Below are 16,086 nucleotides of genomic sequence, written 5' to 3' on the forward strand. Positions count from 1 at the left end.
GCTGGTGGTTGGATGCAGGGGTGCAGGTCACCTCGCTCCGCGTCTACCCGGTCAAGTCGATGGGCGGCGCGCCCGTCACCGCTGTGCAGGTGGAGCCGCAGGGGCTCGCCGGTGATCGCCGCTGGTGCCTCGTCGACGAGTCGGGTGAGGTCGTGACCGCCCGCGAGTGCCACGCGCTGCTGCGTCTGACCGCCGAGGTCGTGGACGAGGACACGATCCGCATCACCGACCGGGCCGACCGAACCGCTGACGGCAGCGGCGCCCAGGGAGCGAGCATCCTCGTCGACACGCCCCTGGGCGTGGGGCCCGTGCCGATCTCCCTGTCCCGCCTGCCGTTCGCGGCCCCGGCCGACACCGACGTGAGCGAGTGGATCAGCGCCCGGACCGGCCGGTCGCTGCGTCTGGTCTGGCAGCAGGACCCCTCCGCTCGAGCAGTGTCAGGGGCCCACGGCGGGGAGCCGGGTGACGTGCTCTCGATGGCTGACACGGGACCGCTCCTGCTCGTCTCGCAGGCCTCGATGGCGCGACTCGACGAGTGGATCGGCGAGGAGTCGGAGCGCTCGACACCCCTCGACGTCGGGCGCTTCCGAGCGAACGTCGTGGTCGACGGCGACCAGCCCTTCGACGAGGACTCCTGGGTCGGGGTGAGGATCGGTGCGGTCGACTTCCGCATCACCGAGCTGTGTGACCGGTGCGTCATGACGACGCTCGACCCGGTCACCGCCGAGGGTGGCCTCGAGCCCATCCGCACGCTCGCCAGGCACCGCCGGTGGGACGGCAGCACCTGGTTCGGCACGCGGTTGCTGCCGCTGCTGCCCGGGCTGCCCGCGCGACCAGACGGCGGGGGCACCCTCCACGTCGGGGACGCGGTCGAGGTCACGACCCGCTGAGCCGTTCCACCTCCAGACCCGGGCAAACGCTGCTCGAGCTCCCCCGAACGGGCAATTGTGATGTGTCCGTTTTAAGGCTTAGATTACTTTTATACGGATCGGCACCTCACCCCGAACCCGACACCCGGCGGCACCTCACCCCGCCCGAGGCACCTCGCCTCACCTTGCCCGACCCACCTCACCCTCACTCGCCACGGCTCCGATCGGCTCCCACCCCGACGGCCGGCCACTCGGCATCTCCTCACCACCCTCACACCGCCCGACGCGTGGTCCCCACCCCCGCGTCCTGGGCACCACCCTGCAAAGGACCCCTCACATGAGCACCTCACTCATCCCCACCTCCGCCCGCACCGGGCGACGGACCGTGGTCGCCATCGGCACCGCCCTGGCCCTCACCGGCCTGGCCTGCAGCACGGCCGCCGCCGGCACGACCTCGCCGGTCTCGAGCCGCAAGGCTGTCGTCGGGGTGGGGACCCCGAGCACCCCGGGCACGACGCCCCTGACGCCGGTGACCCCGACGTCCGGCGGCACCGCGCTCTACGGCGAGACCACCGGGGCCCCGGCCGTCGCCGGTGTGACGGCGGTCGCCCTGCGCACCGTGCCCGTGACCACCACCGTCGCGCTGACCGCCGCCCTCGCTGCCGCCCGCGCCGGTGACCGGATCGTGCTGGCCGGCGGCACCTACTCCGGCCCCTTCGACCTCAAGGCCTCCGGCACCGCCGCCCACCCCATCGTCGTGACCCCGGCCGATGGTGCGAGCGTCACTCTGACCTCCTCCGTGCCCTACCCGGGCTGCGGCGCCACCGGCCCGGACGAGTACCGCACCGTCTCCTTCGTGGGCGGCGCGAGCCACTGGGTGGTGCGCGGCCTGACCATCCGGGGCGGCCTGCGCCTGTCGAGCAAGAACGCCAACCTCACGCAGAACTGGCAGGCCGCGCGCATCGACGACCACGACTGGCAGGCCCGCCGCTCGGTGCCGGGCACGACCACCCGCGATCCCAGCACGACCCGTGGCCTGACCGCCTGGTTCAGCGCCCTCGTCGGCAAGGGGGTCGTCCCCTCGGAGGACATCCAGCTCCTCGGCAACACGTTCACCGGCAAGGGGATCTTCGGCCGCTTCGCCCGCTACGCGACGGTCTCCGGCAACACGGTCACCGACATCGCCTGCGGCACCGGCCCCGCCATCTGGTTCGCCAACTACTCGCACGGCAACGTCTTCTCCGGGAACGACGTCTCGAAGGTCGCCCACTCCACCGCGAGCCACTACATGCAGGAGGGCATCCGGCTGGGCAACGGCTCCGACTACAACGTCGTGACGGGCAACCGGGTGCACGACCTCGACGCAGCCGGGCGGGGCATCACCACCGACCAGGACGCCTCCTTCAACCTCATCACGGCCAACGTCGTGGACAACGTCAACATCGCCTACAACGAGCAGCAGTCCTCGTGGGGCAACGTCTGGTCCTACAACGTGGCCAACCGCGCCAACGCCGGCTTCAGCCTCCGTATGGAGGACTCCAACCTCACCACGCCGTCGAGGGACACCAGCTCCTACGGGACCCAGATCACCTGCAACGTGGTCACGAACAGCGCCGTCGCCTTCCAGGCCGGTGCCGTCTCCGGTGGCGTCTTCACCGGCAACAGCTTCAGCACCCTGAGCATCAACAAGAACCTGTCCCGCTACTGGGCCACGGAGGGAAACCGGTGGAACGGCTCAGCCAGCGTGCCCGTCTCGGGTCCGACAGCGATCGCCGGGTGCTGAACCCGGTGGGGTGACCCTGCAGGACCACCCCACCACGCAAGCGCTGTCCCGTCGGGGAGGGAGGTTCCCCGGCGGGACAGTGGCATGCCGCGGCGAGGTCGATCCCGGTCAGGGCCGCGTCGACGCCCTGCGCGCACTCACTCCGCGTCGGCGAGCGGGTGGATCCGCGGGCTGCGGCAGTCGACGTCGATGGTCTGGTCGCCGAAGCGGACGTACATCCGGCTGCCGTTGATGCGCACCACGCGACCGAGGCCGTGACGGTCGTGGGTCACGCGCTCGTCCACCTGCCAGTCGGGGGTCGGTAGCTCTGGTTCACGCCGGAACGGGCTGCTGGACTGCTTCGATCGTCGTGCCGTCTGTCGGGAGTCCATATCCCCAGTGTCGCCTGTCAGCGCGCGAAAAGCACCTTCTCTCGCCAGATCGGCCTCGTCCGAGGCGCGCACCCGGCCTCGGGAAGGCGGTTCTGCTGCACTAACGTCGCACCCGGGGGCTTGGTTCCGAGCTCCCGCCCCGGCGTCCGGGGCCCGGGACCGGAGGTGGGTCGTGTCACGCAAGCGCCGGGCCGCCGCCGCCGCCGTGCGCCCGGCCGTGCTGGTCGCCGTCGCCGTGGCCGCTGTCCTGGGGACCCGCCTGCCGGGGAGAGCGGTCGACCTCGAGGTCTACCGCACCGCGGGAGCCGTGTGGCGCGCCGGGCGGCCCCTCTACGGCGCCGGCTACCCCTTCGGTCTGGGGATCTACCTGCCCTTCACCTACCCACCCTTTGCGGCCCTGCTGCTCGGCCTCAGCTCCCTGCTGCCCTCCCCCGTCGCCGTCGCCCTGGTCAGCTCCGGCAGCCTGCTCGCCCTCGGCGTCGCGGCCCGTCTGTCGGCCGAGGCAGCGGGGCTGGCCCGTCCGTGGGCGCGCTGGCCCCTGCCGGTGGTCGCCGCGCTGGGCGTCCTCGCCGTCGCGCTCGAGCCCGTGCGCTTCACCCTCTACTTCGGCCAGGTCAACCTCGTGCTGATGGCCGCGGTGACGGCCGACACGCTGGTCCGACGACCACGGTGGCCGCGCGGGGTGCTCATCGGGCTCGCCGCCGCGGTGAAGCTCACGCCCCTCGCGTTCCTGCTGGTGCTGGTCTGCCGCCACCAGTGGCGGGCCTGCGCGACGGCCGTGGTGACGTTCGTCGCCGCTCACCTGCTCGGCGCGGTCCTGCTTCCGGCCGACAGCCGGGACTACTGGCTCGGTGGGGTGCTGACGTCCCCCGGCCGCATCGGCGCGGCAGACACGGCCACCAACCAGTCGCTGCGGGGCGTGCTGGCCCGCGCCTGGCCCGAGGCTCCCTCCGCCGTGTGGGTGGGCCTCGTCCTCGTCATGGGCGTGCTGACGGCGGTCGCCACGTGGCGTCGCACGCATCGGGGCGACGACCTCGGCGCCCTGCTCGCGACGGCCGCGGGCGGCCTGCTGGTCTCGCCCGTCTCGTGGACCCACCACTGGGTCTGGGTCGTGCCTGCGCTCGCGTGGCTGCTGGCCCGAGCCCGACGCGTCTCGGCCGCGGCCCACCGCCTGACGTGGGCCGGCGCGGCGGCCTGGGCGGTGCCCGCCCTCGTCGCAGCCGTCTTCGTCGTGGCGCCCGCCGACCTCCTGCCCGCCGGTGACGGCCGAGAGCAGCACTGGGTGTGGTGGCAGCACCTGATCGGAGACGCCTACGTGTGGCTGGGGCTGGCCGCCCTCGTGGCCGCCTCGTTCGCCGGGCCACGACCGGCCCGCCAGCGGACTGCCGACGAGGCGACCACGACCAGCGAGGCGAGCACCCAGGCGGTCGACGGCAGCGCCGGCACCCGGATCCCGAGGTAGGCCGCCTCGCCCGCCACGGCCACCGCGACCCACTCTGGACGGCGGGCGAGGAGCGCGAGCGGCAGGAGGGACACCGCATACCAGGGGTAGGCGGGGGTCGTGACGAGGAGGAAGCCTCCGACGAGCACGGCGGCGGGCACCGCGACCGCCGGGACGTCACGCTCGCTGCGGTGGGCGGTCGACCACCGCAGCGACCACAGCCCGAGCCCGACGAGGACGAGGGCACCGACCGGGGTCACGGCGGTGTCGGGGAGCAGCAGCTGCAGCACGGCCGAGCGACCGCCCGCCCCCTCCTCGAGGAGGTAGCCGGGGATGTAGCCGAGCACCAGGGCGCCGGCGACCAGCACGTGAGGCAGGTAAGTCGCCAGCAGGGTCGCGACGGCCGCCAGCGGGGCCGGTACCGCCCGCCACCAGCGGCGCTGGGCCAGCGGCGCGAGCGCAGCGACCACGACGAGGGGGAAGAGCTTGACGGCCCCGGCCAGCCCCACGACCACGCCGGCGACCCAGCGCCGGGCAGAGGACGAACCCCCGACGGCGACCGCCGCGACCAGCAGCACAGCCGAGACGATGTCGACGTGCGCGCCGTTGCCGGTCTCGAGCAGCACCAGCGGTGACCAGGCCCACCACAGAGCGCCCAGGGGATGGCGGCCGGACCGGCGGGCCAGGGCCGCGAGCGCGACCGCCACGGCGACCGCGAGCAGGGCCGAGCCGACCTGCAGCCCGCGGGTGCCCGCCGACCATGGCGTGACCGCCGCGACGGCGGTGAACCACGCCTGCGCCACCGGCGGGTAGATCGTGGGCACCCTGGGCCGGTTGATGCGGGTGCGGGGGTCGTCCTTCGCGCGCACGGCCAGCGCACTCCGGTCGGTCGGCACCGGCTCGGTGAGGTAGCCGGAGCGGTCGGCCGGGCCGAGCCCGGGGAAGAGCACAGGATCGCGCAGGGCGGCGAGGCGGTCGTCGAGAGGGGCGTAGCGGTAGGGCGAGGTGCCCGACAGCTGCACGCGCCCGTCCCAGACGTAGCGGTAGGCGTCGGAGCTCGTCAGCGGCGGCGTCACCAGGCCCGGCAGCTGCACGACGACCGCCGCCAGACCAACGACCAGCAGGGCCCGGCGGGGCGCCGCACCTCGGGTGGCCCACCGGGTCAGGCCCGCGGTGACGAGCCACAGGGCTCCGACGAACACGACCGTCGGGATAGAGGTGCCTCGATGCAGGAGGACGACGACACCCGCCCACCCGGCGGTGGTGACCACAGCTCCGAGGGCGACGCGCATGGGCTCACTCTGCCGTGCCCGGGCCCCGGGTGCGGCCCCGCCGGGCCCCGCGCGGCGTCCCGTCACCCTCACGTAACCGGTCACCCGTCGCGCGAGGGCCCTCTCGGCCCTAGCGTCGTCACCATGCCCCAGCCACCCACCCCGGAGGACTTCCGCTCCCCGCTGCACGGAGCGGCGCTCACCGCGCGCCTGGGCGTGTGGCTCGGAGCCGCGTTCCTGACCTGCTTCGCCACCGGGCTGATCAGCCACCTGCACCAGCACCCCGTGTCGTTCCTGCCCCTGCCGGCCCAGCCCGAGTGGGGCTTCCGGGTCAGCCAGGGACTCCACGTCACCACGGGCGTCGCCTGCCTGCCGCTCCTGCTGGCCAAGATGTACAGCACCTACCCGCGTCTCTTCGAGCGCCCGCTGCTCGGGGGGCCGCTGCGCTCCCTCGAGCGGCTCTCGATCGGGGTGCTGGTCGCGAGTGCCTTCTTCCAGCTGCTGACCGGCATCGTCAACGTCGCCCAGTGGTACTCCGTCTTCGGCTTCGGCTTCACCCAGACCCACTTCGCCTTCGCGTGGATCGCGATCGGGGCTCTGGCCGTGCACATCGCGGTCAAGCTGCCCGTCATCCGCGACGCGCTGTCGACACCGCTCGACGGGGGCACCTCGCCAGCCGACGTCGACCAGGAGGTGGCCCGGTGACCAGGTCGACGCCGACGGGCGACCGCCGGTGGTTCCTGCGCGGCGCCCTGGACGCCTCCGCGGCACGGCGCTGCTGACCGTCGGGTCGACGGTGCCGGGGCTCGAGCGGCTCTCGATCCTGCGCAGCCGCACCCCCAGCACCAGCCCCAACGGCATCCCGGTCAACCGTACGCCCGAGGCCGCTCAGGTCACCCTGCAGGCCGAGGACGCCTGGCGCATCACGGTGTCGGGCCCTTCCGGGTCGCGCGACCTCGGGCTCGCCGAGCTGACCGCGATGCGCCAGACGACCGTCGTGCTGCCCATCGCGTGCGTCGAGGGCTGGAGCGCCTCGTCCTCGTGGACCGGCGTGCGGGTCAGCGAGCTGATGGCCCTCGTCGGTGGTGCGTCGAGCGACGTGACGGTCGAGTCAGCCGAGAAGTCGGGCGGTTACCGCGCCACGATGCTGCCCGCCGCCTACGTCGCGCAACCCGACTCGCTGCTGGCGCTGCGGATCGGCGGTCAGCGCCTGCCGCTCGAGCACGGTCACCCGGCGCGCATCATCGCGCCCAACCGGCCCGGCGTGCTGCAGACGAAATGGGTCAGGCGACTGGAGGTGACGGCGTGACGACCACGACCGGGAGGCGCCCCGCCACTCGCGGAGAGCAGCGAGTCCGGTTGCTGCTCATCGCGATCGGCATCTTCTTCGCTCTCGTAGGGGCCTACGCCTTCATCAGCGTGGAGCCCGTGGGCCAGTGGCTGCGCGTCGTGCTCTGGCTCGCCGCCGGGGTCGTGATCCACGACGCCGTCGTCGCACCACTGGCCCTGGCGCTCGGCGCCGGGGTGCTGCGCCCGATCGCCAACCCCGTCGTGCGACGGGTGCTGCGCGCAACGCTGCTGCTGGTCACTGCGGCCGTGGTCGTCGCCGTGCCACTGCTGGCGACGGGCGGGCTGCGGTAGCGGCGCACCCGCCCGGTGTCCCTACCCCAGCGAGCGCAGGGTGACGAAGGCGCGGTGGTCGGCCCGCCACTCCTCGACGGCGACGAAACCGACCCCGGAGGCGAGCTCGACCAGCCGCCGGGAGCCGACCACGGCCCAGGGTATCGGGGTGGACCGCCGCCCGTGGGGCTCCTCGAGGCAGATCGTGGACAACGTGTCGGCGCCGTCGTCGCTCGCGACCTCGACCACGGCCAGCGCCCCGGGGCGCAGCAGCTCGTGGCAGCGGCGCAGCAGGGCCAGCGGGTCGCCACCGATACCGATGTTGCCGTCCGCGAGCAGCACTGTGCCCCAACGGCCCTCACCGGGCAGGGGGTGGTGCACGTCGCGCTGGAGGGCGGTCGCCCCCCGACGGGCGGTCGAGGCCACCGCAGCCCGGGAGATGTCGACCCCGAGGGCCGCGAGGCCCCGCTCGCCGAGCGCGGCGACGAAGCGGCCGGGGCGGCAGCCGACGTCGAGCACCGGTGCCTCGCACCGGGCCACGACAAGCTCGTCGACCTCGCTCATCGTGTGCCACGAGGTCACGTCGAGCACGGGACCGCGCCCGGCCGGGCCGCTCGGGAGGACGACGCGCACCGGCACCCCGTGCAGGGCCGCGTCGAAGAGGTGGCCCGGGTCGCACGGGGTGCCCACCAGGCGGCGGTGCAGCCGACCGAAGCGGGTGTCGGGTGCAAGGGCGGCCACGGCCACCGCGTCGCCCGGCCCGTCGACGTCGAGCAGAGCCGGCAGCATCGCCACCCGCAGGCCGAGCGAGCGCAGCCGACGCAGCTGCTCCTCACCGGTCGTCTCCGTCGACATCGGCACCCCGAGAATGGCGCCGGGCACGTGCCGGCGGAAGCCGATCGCCCAGTAGCCGCCGTCCTGCGACAACCCGAGCACCGCGTCGGCGCCCTGCCAGCAGCGGGTCAGCAGGTCGGCCGTCAGCTGCGGGGTGTCCATCCCCACGAGCAGCGTCGGGCGCTCGAGCCCCGGGGCCAGGTCGGCCAGCAGGTCGTGGAAGACCGCTTCGAGCCGCTCGTCCAGCCCGCCACCGCGCTGACCGATGCGCTCGGCGTCATCGGGCAGCCACGGGACCGGAGGTCCGTCCCACGCGACGACGACCCGCACCGCGCCCACGCCGCCGACGACGTCGAGCGTGTCGCGCAGGGAGGCGGCGGCCAGCGCCGCCGCCTCCGCCCCCGAGAACGTCGGGGTCAGACGGGTCTTGACCCGGCCCGGCACGGGTGACTTCGCGATGACGACGACGGTGTGCGGCACCTCGCGGGCCAGGTCGGCGCCGACGACGGCATCACCAGCGCGCCGCGCGGCGGCCGGCCCCGGACGGTCGACGCCGCCGCCGGCGACGACGACCGCCGTGACGGGTGCCGTCATCGGGCCAGCACCCTGCTCATGTCGCGCACGGCACGGGCAGCGCCGAGGGGGGTCCCGGTCACCTTGGAGCGCCCCGTCCGCGGGTGGTAGTCGACGTCGACCTCGACGACCCGCAGCCCCGCCTCCGCCACGCGCACGACGGTCTCGAGGGGGTAGCCGGAGCGTCGGTCGGTGATGCCCACGCGCAGCAGGTCGGCCCGCCGCCCCAGCCGCATCGGGCCGATGTCGTGCAGGCGCAGGCCCGTGCGCCGGCCCAGCCGGTGGGCGACCACCGCGTTGGCCAGGCGCAGGTGCCAGGGCCAGGCCCCGCGGCCGATCGGCCGGCGGCGGCCCACCACGAGGTCGGCGCCGCTCTCGAGGGCCGTGAGCAGGCGGGCGAGGTCGACCGGGTCGAGGCTCGAGTCGGCGTCCATGAAGGCGACGAGGTCGCTGGTGGCGGCTTCGAGGCCGGCGTGACAGGCGGCGCCGTACCCCCTCATCGGCACGTCGACCACGCGCGCCCCGTGGGCGCGAGCCACCTCCGGCGACCCGTCGACCGAGCCGTTGTCGGCGACGATCGGGCGGGCCCACGACGGCATCCGCCCGAGCACCCACGGCAGCGCCTGTGCCTCGTCGAGGCACGGCAGCACGACATCGACGACGGTCACACCCCGACCGTATGCGGCGGCGCCCCCCTGCGCACGCCCGACCGCTCACGGGACGCTTACGGGTGTCGCCACCGAGCCAGGTCGGCCGGTCACGGTGCGCCGCGCACCCTAGGCTGGGGCCATGGTCGCCAGCGTGCTCGTCGTGGAGGACGACCCGACGGTGACGGGCGTGCTCGTCGCCTACCTGCGCCAGGCCGGGTTCGATCCCGCGGTCGCGACCGACGGGCCCTCGGCCCTGCTGGAGTGGACCCAGCGCCGGCCCGACGTCGTCGTGCTCGACGTGATGCTCCCCGGCATGTCGGGGCTCGACGTGCTGCGTCGTCGGCGCGAAGCCGACGACCACGCCGCGGTCGTCGTGCTCAGCGCCCGGGGCGAGGAGGAGGACCGGCTGCTCGGGCTCGAGCTGGGGGCCGACGACTACGTCACCAAGCCCTACAGCCCCCGCGAGGTCGTCGGGCGGGTCCAGGCCCTGCTGCGCCGCGGCGAGCGGCTCGGCTCGTCGGCGCTGCTGCCCCGTCGGCTGGTCAGCGGGCCGCTCGCCCTCGACCTCGGGGCCCGCACCGCCAGCACCGGGGCCGGGCCGGTCGTGCTCACGCCCCGCGAGTTCGACCTGCTGGCTCACCTGATGACCCACCCCGGTGAGGTCTTCAGCAAGGAGCAGCTGATGCGGCGCGTGTGGGGCTGGGACTTCGGCGACACCTCGACGGTGACCGTGCACGTGCGGCGACTGCGCGAGAAGGTCGAGACCGACCCCTCCGACCCGCGGCACGTCGTGACGGTCCGTGGCTCGGGCTACCGCTTCGACGGTGAGGTGAGCAGCGGTGGGTGACCTGCTGCAGATCGCCGGCGTCACCGCCCTGGTCTGCCTCCTGACCTTCGGGCTCGGGGCCGGCGCGCTCCGGGTGCTGCACGCCCGCTCCCTGTTCACCTCGATCGTCGTCGCCGCCCTCGTGCCGCTCGCGGCGGTCTCGGTCGCCGTGCTGGTCAACGTGCGCCTGATGTTCCTCTCGGCCGACGACTCGACGGCCGTGCTCGTCGCCCTCGGGTGCGCGGTGCTCATCGCGGTGGCCCTCGCGGTGGTGCTGGGGCGCGGCATCGCCCGCTCGTCCCGCGACCTCACGACGGCGCTGCGTGACCTCGGCGGCGAGCGCGACGACCACGCGACCGACGCCTCCCCCCGGGTGGCCCACGGCGGCGCCGCGATGACCCCGGCTCCCGCCGAGCTCGCCGGCCTGGCCCGTGAGCTCAACGCCACCCGCGACCGCCTCGCCGACGCCCAGCGGCGCGCGCGTGGGCTCGAGGACAGCCGGCGCGAGCTCGTCGCCTTCATGTCGCACGACCTGCGCACCCCGCTGGCCGGGCTGCGGGCCCTCGCCGAGGGACTCGAGGACGGCGTCATCGACGACCAGCCCGCCGCCCTGCGGCAGGTGCGGCTCACCGTCGAGCGGATGAGCGGCCTCGTCACCGACCTCTTCGAGGTCTCCCGCCTGCGGGCGGGGCCGGCGCCCGAGAGCGTGCGGCGCTCGATGGTTAGCCTGGTCGAGCTCAGTCACGACGTCGTCGGTGAGCTCACGGCCCACGCCGCGGGCCGCGGCGTGCGGCTGCGTCTCCATACGCCCGAGGACGACCGCCTCGCGGTGCTCGGCAACTCCGACGAGCTCGCCCGCGCCCTCAGCAACCTGGTCGGCAACGCCGTGCGCCACACCGTCGCCGGTGGTGAGGTGCTGCTCGACGCCGCGCGACGACCCGACGGCCGCATCGCGCTCTTTGTCACCGACGGGTGCGGGGGCATCGCCGAAGCCGACCTGCACCGCGTCTTCGACCTCGGCTGGCGCGCCGACCCGGGCCGCACGACCACCGACGCGGGCGCCGGCCTGGGCCTGGCCATCGCGAAGGGCGTGGCCGAGGCCCACCACGGCACCATCGGGGTCGCCAACGTGCCCGGCGGGTGCCGATTCGCCCTGGTGCTGCCCGGCGAGCCCTCCCCCGCCTGACACCCTGACCCCTCTGTTCCGCCCTCAGGCAGTCAGAGGAGGCCGGCCTCGCGCACGAGGTCGACGACGCCCTCCTGCAGGGGGGTCGCCGCGCGCCAGCCGAGCACCTCGGCGGCGCGCCCGCTCGAGGCGGTGATGTGGCGCACGTCGCCGAGGCGGTAGCCGCCGGTCACCACCGGGTCCTCGCCGCCGGCCGCGCGGGCCAGGGCCCGAGCCATGTCCCCGACGGTGCTCACCACACCCGAGCCCACGTTGAGCGCGGTGTGCGGGCCCAGCCGGTGTGCCGCGCCACCCCCTCCGTCCGCCTCCGCGGCCTCGACCGCGGTGACGAAGGCCGAGGCCACGTCACGCACGTGCACGAAGTCGCGACGCTGCCCGCCGTCCTCGAAGACCCGCGGGCTCTCCCCGCGGGCGAGGGCGGAGAGGAAGATCGCCGCCACCCCGGCATACGGGGTGTTGCGCGGCATGCCGGGGCCGTAGACGTTGTGCAGCCGCAGCGAGACGGCGCGGCCGCCGGTCTCGCGCGCCCAGACAGCGGCCAGGTGCTCCTGGCTGACCTTGGTCGCGGCATACGTGTTGCGGGGGTCGAGGCGGGCGTCCTCGTCGACGAGACCGGGGGCGAGGGCCCGCCCGCACGACGGGCACGGCGGCTCGAAGCGCCCGGCCGCGAGGTCGTCGACCACGCGCGGCCCGGGGGGGACGACGCCGTGGGTCGGGCAGGTGTATCGGCCCTCGCCGTAGACGACCATCGAGCTGGCCTGCACGACGACGGGCACGGCGGCGTCGGCGGCGGACCGCAGCAGGACGGCGGTGCCGAGGTCGTTGCTCGAGACGTAGTCGTCGATGTCGGAGAGGTCGACACCGAGGCCGACCTTGGCCGCGAGGTGGACCACCGCACCGGCCCCGCGCAGCGCCTCGGTGAGCGGGGACCGGTCGCGCACGTCGAGCTCGATGAGTCGGACTCCCCTGCCCTGCAAGCGGGTCCGGGCAGCAGCACCTGCGTCGCGGTGCACGTCGGCCCGCAGGGAGTCGACGACGACCACCTCGCGACCCCGGGCGAGCAGGCAGTCGACCACCGCGGTGCCGATGAACCCGGCACCTCCGGTGACGACGACGGGCGGGGCGGTCTCGATCGGCACCCCGCGAGCCTAGCCAGCGGAGCTCGCGCCACTCCCACCCCGGCCATGGTGCGTTCACAGGATGCTCCTAGGCGCGAGCGGGACAGTGGTGACGCAGGACGCCCCGAAGCGGTCCGCCACTGACTGCATCGCCGCCCGAGGAGCCCAGGAGCCCGTCATGACCACGACCGCCGAGCCACCTCGGCCCGACACCTCCTGGGCTGTCCCCGCCCCACGCCCCACGACCCCAGCCACCCCCCGTCACCGCGTGCACGTCGTGCCGCGCTGGTGGCGCGACACCACCGGCGCGCTGACCTGGCTCAGCATGCTCGTGGTCGTGGCCCTGTGGGTGCGCGGCGGCGGCCTGAGCGACCTCTCCGGCTACGCCACCGGGCTCACCAGCCTCGGCCGCGTCACCGCCCTGGTCGCCTCGGACCTCCTGCTCGTCCAGGTGCTGCTCATGGCCCGCATCCCCTGGGTCGAGCAGTCCTACGGCCAGGACGAGCTGGCACGACGCCACCGCCTCGTCGGCTTCTGGTCGTTCAACCTGATGGTCGCCCACATCGTGCTCATCACCCTCGGGTATGCCGCCACCGCCCGCACCGGCGTGCTCGCCGAGACGTGGGACCTCCTGGTCACCTATCCCGGGATGCTGCTCGCGCTCGCGGGTGCGCTGCTGATGGTGATGGTCACGGTGACCAGCATCCGCCGGGCGCGCCGCCGGCTGCGCTACGAGTCGTGGCACCTGCTCCACCTCTACGCCTACCTCGGCGTCGGGCTGGCCCTGCCGCACCAGCTGTGGTCCGGCCAGGAGTTCCTCACCTCGACGACGGCGACGCTCTACTGGTGGTCGCTGTGGATCGCGGCCGCCGGGTCGGTGCTGGTCTGGCGGGTCGTGGTGCCCGTCTACCGCACCCTGGTGCACGACCTGCGGGTCGTCGCGGTCACGCGTGAGAGCCGCGACACCGTCTCGGTGACCATGCGCGGGCGTCACCTGCACCGGCTGCCGGTGTCCGCCGGGCAGTTCTTCACCTGGCGCTTCCTCGACGGCTCCGGCTGGACTCGTGGCCACCCCTACTCGCTGTCGGCTGCCCCGGGCCACGACACGCTGCGGATCACGGTCAAGGACCTCGGCGACGGCAGCGGCACCCTCCGGCGGGTCCGCGTGGGCACCAGGGTCGCGATCGAGGGGCCCTACGGTCGCCTGCATGCCGGGGTGCGCACCCGACCCGGGGTGCTGCTGATGGCCTCGGGCATCGGGGTCACGCCGCTGCGCGGCCTGCTGGAGGCACTACCGCAGGAGCCTGGCGACGTGACCCTGCTCTATCGCGCCCGAGACACCGGCTCGCTCGTGCTGAAGCGCGAGATCGAGGCGCTCGCGGCCGAGCGCGGCGCCCGGGTGGTCTACGTCCTCGGACCGCGCATCCCGGGACGACGGTCCTGGCTCCCCCGCAGCGCCGCCGCCCTCACCGACGTGGCCGCCCTCACCGAGCTGGTGCCCGACGTGGCGCAGCGCGACGTCTACCTCTGCGGCTCGGGTGAGTGGATGGAGGCAGCCCACGATGCAGCGCGGGACTCCGGGGTGCCCGAGCAGGCCATCCACGAGGAGCGGTTCACCTGGTGACCGGCGCGCCCGGCCCCGCTCCCTCTTGTTTCCCCGTCTACATCTTCCCAGGAGAATGACATGCGACGGATCGTCATCGCCGCGATGAGCACCCTGAGCGCCCTGGTGCTCCTCTTCAGCTATCACACCAGCACGAGCTCCGTGACCGCCAAAGCCTCCTCGGTCCCGGTCCCCGGCGGCTCGAGCGGCACCGACGCGGCCAGCCCCAGCACCCCCAGCTCGAACTCCACCGGCTCGGGCACGAGCTCGGGCACCAGTGCGGCCTCCGGTGCCGCGACTTCCGGGACCTTCACCGGTGACTCGGTGGCGACCCGCTGGGGCGACGTGCAGGTGCAGATCACCGTGACCGACGGCAAGGTGACGAAGTCGGAGGCGATCGTCTTCCCGCAGGCCAACCCCCGCGACCAGGAGATCAACGCCTACGCGCTCCCGATCCTCTCCGAGGCGGCGGTGACGGCCCAGAGCGCCCGGATCGACGCCATCTCGGGGGCGACGGTGACGAGCGAGGGCTACCTCAGCTCGCTGCAGTCGGCCCTCGACCAGGCGCACCTGTGACGGCCCCACCCACGACCGCGACGGGCCCCGGGCCGGCCCCGGTCGACGACGTCCTGCCCCGGTCGGCCCACGTCGAGCAGGTCATGGGCCTGCCCGTCAGCATCCACGTGCGCGGACCGCGAGCCCGTGACGCCGCGGCCACCGCCGCGGTCACCGGCGCCTTCGCCCGCCTGCGCGCCGACGACGCGCAGTTCAGCACCTACCGTCCCGACAGCGAGGTCAGCCGGGTGCAGCGCGGGCAGCTGCCCGTCGCGGACGCCAGCCCCCGGCTGCGCCTCGTGGCCGCCCTGTGCCACGAGGCGTCGCAGCGCACCGACGGAGCCTTCTCGGCCTGGCTCCCACGAGATGGTCGACCGGTCTTCGACCCCACCGGCCTGGTCAAGGGCTGGGCCGTGCAGGAGGCCTTCGAGGCCCTCCAGACCGACCTGCGCCCCCTCGGTGCGCACGACGTGCTCGTCGTCGCCGGGGGCGACGTCGCGCTCACCTGCGCCCGCACCGACACCCCCGACTGGGTCGTCGGGGTCGAGGACCCGCGCGAGCGCACCTCGCTGCTCCTGCAGCTACCGATGCGGGTGGGGGCCGTCGCGACGTCAGGCACGGCGGCCCGTGGGCTGCACGTGCTCGACCCGCGCACCGGGTCACCCGCGGCGAGCCTGCTGTCGGCCACCGTCGTGGGACCACGCCTGATGTGGGCCGACGTCGACGCCACCGCACTGCTCGCCGCCGGTGGCCAGGCCCCGTGGTTCACCGCTCGCCCCGAGCACGCAGCACTCGTGGTGCGCCCCGACGGCAGCACCCAGCGCCTCGGCGGAAGGGCCGACGCCGAGCCCTGACCGACGCAGGACCGAGCCCTCACCGAGTCAGGACCCGAGGTGCCCGAGCCGCAGCACGGTCTCGGCCACCTGCACCAGGGGGACGTTGGTGTCCTGGCTGAGCCGGCGCAGCAGGGCGAGCGCCTCGTCGTAGCCGAGCCCCCGCTCGTGCATGACCACGCCCACGGACGCCCCGATCTGCCGGTTGGAGACCACCGCCCGCCGCAGGGTGACGACCTCGTGACACAGCTCGTCCGCAGTCATCACCCGCAGGGCGTCGACCTGTGCGGTCTCGAGCTCGTCCGGGGGCACGGACCGGCTGGCGGAGGGCATGGCCGTCGGTCCGTCAGCCCGGCTGGGGCTCGGTCAGCCCCCCGGGCGCGGCTGCGCCCGGGTCTCGCCCGCACCTGGTGGTCTGCACGCCCCGAGTATGGCGCACCCCTGGTCCGTGGCCCGGGCTGGATCCGTTGCTGACTCTTTCCTGCCGATGGCCTTTGCCGACCACGCCAGATGGGTAGGAGTCGAGGGAGGCCCCTCGGGCCGGGGTTCAGCA

Annotated in this window: 16 protein-coding genes and 1 pseudogene; 11 read left to right on the forward strand and 6 right to left on the reverse strand. The window is 74.2% G+C overall.

The features are described 5' to 3' along the window. Positions 1-20: 20 nt before the first annotated feature. Together V3N99_07140 and V3N99_07145 are read left to right on the forward strand one after the other, a co-directional pair. The gene (locus V3N99_07140) at positions 21-890 is read left to right on the forward strand and encodes an MOSC N-terminal beta barrel domain-containing protein (protein ID MEO3936521.1); all 870 of its coding nucleotides are present in this window, start codon (positions 21-23) and stop codon (positions 888-890) included. Between the two features lie 316 nt (positions 891-1,206). Further along, positions 1,207-2,652, forward strand: a complete 1,446-nt coding sequence (locus V3N99_07145; protein MEO3936522.1) for a hypothetical protein — start codon at positions 1,207-1,209, stop codon at positions 2,650-2,652. Between the two features lie 137 nt (positions 2,653-2,789). Here the strand turns inward: V3N99_07145 and V3N99_07150 are convergent, their stop codons facing one another. Continuing rightward, positions 2,790-2,924, reverse strand: coding sequence for a hypothetical protein (locus V3N99_07150; protein MEO3936523.1), 135 nt, complete (start codon positions 2,922-2,924; stop codon positions 2,790-2,792). A gap of 271 nt (positions 2,925-3,195) precedes the next feature. On the opposite strand from V3N99_07150, the gene V3N99_07155 reads away from it, so the two are divergent. Beyond that, positions 3,196-4,485, forward strand: a complete 1,290-nt coding sequence (locus V3N99_07155) for a glycosyltransferase 87 family protein (GenBank protein ID MEO3936524.1) — start codon at positions 3,196-3,198, stop codon at positions 4,483-4,485. A gap of 113 nt (positions 4,486-4,598) precedes the next feature. On the opposite strand, the pseudogene V3N99_07160 reads toward V3N99_07155, so the two are convergent. Further along, a pseudogene (locus V3N99_07160) lies at positions 4,599-5,756 on the reverse strand (glycosyltransferase 87 family protein). A gap of 123 nt (positions 5,757-5,879) precedes the next feature. Between V3N99_07160 and V3N99_07165 the strand changes: the two are divergent. Genes V3N99_07165 through V3N99_07175 form a run of 3 tightly spaced genes read left to right on the forward strand, consistent with a single transcriptional unit; the run spans position 5,880 to position 7,376 of the window. Beyond that, positions 5,880-6,440 (forward strand): hypothetical protein, encoded by a 561-nt coding sequence (locus tag V3N99_07165; protein ID MEO3936525.1) that lies wholly within the window; start codon positions 5,880-5,882, stop codon positions 6,438-6,440. Positions 6,441-6,468: 28 nt separating this feature from the next. Beyond that, positions 6,469-7,044, forward strand: a complete 576-nt coding sequence (locus tag V3N99_07170) for a molybdopterin-dependent oxidoreductase (GenBank protein ID MEO3936526.1) — start codon at positions 6,469-6,471, stop codon at positions 7,042-7,044. Continuing rightward, positions 7,041-7,376, forward strand: coding sequence for a hypothetical protein (locus V3N99_07175; GenBank protein ID MEO3936527.1), 336 nt, complete (start codon positions 7,041-7,043; stop codon positions 7,374-7,376). The genes V3N99_07170 and V3N99_07175 overlap by 4 nt, the downstream gene beginning before the upstream one ends. Before the next feature lie 21 nt (positions 7,377-7,397). Here V3N99_07175 and V3N99_07180 read toward each other — a convergent pair whose 3' ends face one another. Beyond that, complete coding sequence (locus tag V3N99_07180; GenBank protein MEO3936528.1) at positions 7,398-8,783, reverse strand: DUF2064 domain-containing protein; 1,386 nt, start codon at positions 8,781-8,783, stop codon at positions 7,398-7,400. After that, positions 8,780-9,430, reverse strand: a complete 651-nt coding sequence (locus tag V3N99_07185) for a glycosyltransferase family 2 protein (protein MEO3936529.1) — start codon at positions 9,428-9,430, stop codon at positions 8,780-8,782. The genes V3N99_07180 and V3N99_07185 overlap by 4 nt, the downstream gene beginning before the upstream one ends. A 121-nt stretch (positions 9,431-9,551) precedes the next feature. Between V3N99_07185 and V3N99_07190 the strand changes: the two genes are divergently transcribed. Both V3N99_07190 and V3N99_07195 read left to right on the forward strand, forming a co-directional pair. Further along, entirely contained in the window at positions 9,552-10,259 is a 708-nt protein-coding gene (locus V3N99_07190) for a response regulator transcription factor (protein MEO3936530.1), read from the forward strand. After that, positions 10,252-11,424 carry a HAMP domain-containing sensor histidine kinase gene (locus tag V3N99_07195; protein MEO3936531.1) on the forward strand — a complete coding sequence of 391 codons (1,173 nt, stop codon included), beginning with the start codon at positions 10,252-10,254 and terminating at the stop codon, positions 11,422-11,424. Before V3N99_07190 ends, V3N99_07195 begins: the two co-directional genes overlap by 8 nt. Positions 11,425-11,456: 32 nt before the next feature. Here V3N99_07195 and V3N99_07200 read toward each other — a convergent pair whose 3' ends face one another. Then, the gene (locus V3N99_07200) at positions 11,457-12,563 is read right to left on the reverse strand and encodes an NAD-dependent epimerase/dehydratase family protein (GenBank protein MEO3936532.1); all 1,107 of its coding nucleotides are present in this window, start codon (positions 12,561-12,563) and stop codon (positions 11,457-11,459) included. 157 nt (positions 12,564-12,720) lie between these two features. On the opposite strand from V3N99_07200, the gene V3N99_07205 reads away from it, so the two are divergent. Genes V3N99_07205 through V3N99_07215 form a run of 3 tightly spaced genes read left to right on the forward strand, consistent with a single transcriptional unit; the run spans position 12,721 to position 15,554 of the window. Then, the gene (locus V3N99_07205) at positions 12,721-14,166 is read left to right on the forward strand and encodes a ferredoxin reductase family protein (GenBank protein ID MEO3936533.1); all 1,446 of its coding nucleotides are present in this window, start codon (positions 12,721-12,723) and stop codon (positions 14,164-14,166) included. 60 nt (positions 14,167-14,226) lie between these two features. Beyond that, positions 14,227-14,721: an FMN-binding protein gene (locus tag V3N99_07210; protein ID MEO3936534.1), complete on the forward strand. Its 495-nt coding sequence runs from the start codon at positions 14,227-14,229 to the stop codon at positions 14,719-14,721. Further along, complete coding sequence (locus tag V3N99_07215; protein MEO3936535.1) at positions 14,718-15,554, forward strand: FAD:protein FMN transferase; 837 nt, start codon at positions 14,718-14,720, stop codon at positions 15,552-15,554. The genes V3N99_07210 and V3N99_07215 overlap by 4 nt, the downstream gene beginning before the upstream one ends. A 27-nt stretch (positions 15,555-15,581) precedes the next feature. On the opposite strand, the gene V3N99_07220 is transcribed toward V3N99_07215, so the two are convergent. Beyond that, positions 15,582-15,866, reverse strand: a complete 285-nt coding sequence (locus V3N99_07220; protein ID MEO3936536.1) for an ANTAR domain-containing protein — start codon at positions 15,864-15,866, stop codon at positions 15,582-15,584. Between the last annotated feature and the right edge of the window lie 220 nt (positions 15,867-16,086).

The organism is Dermatophilaceae bacterium Soc4.6 (assembly GCA_039889245.1).
Classification (GTDB): Bacteria; Actinomycetota; Actinomycetes; order Actinomycetales; family Dermatophilaceae; genus Lapillicoccus.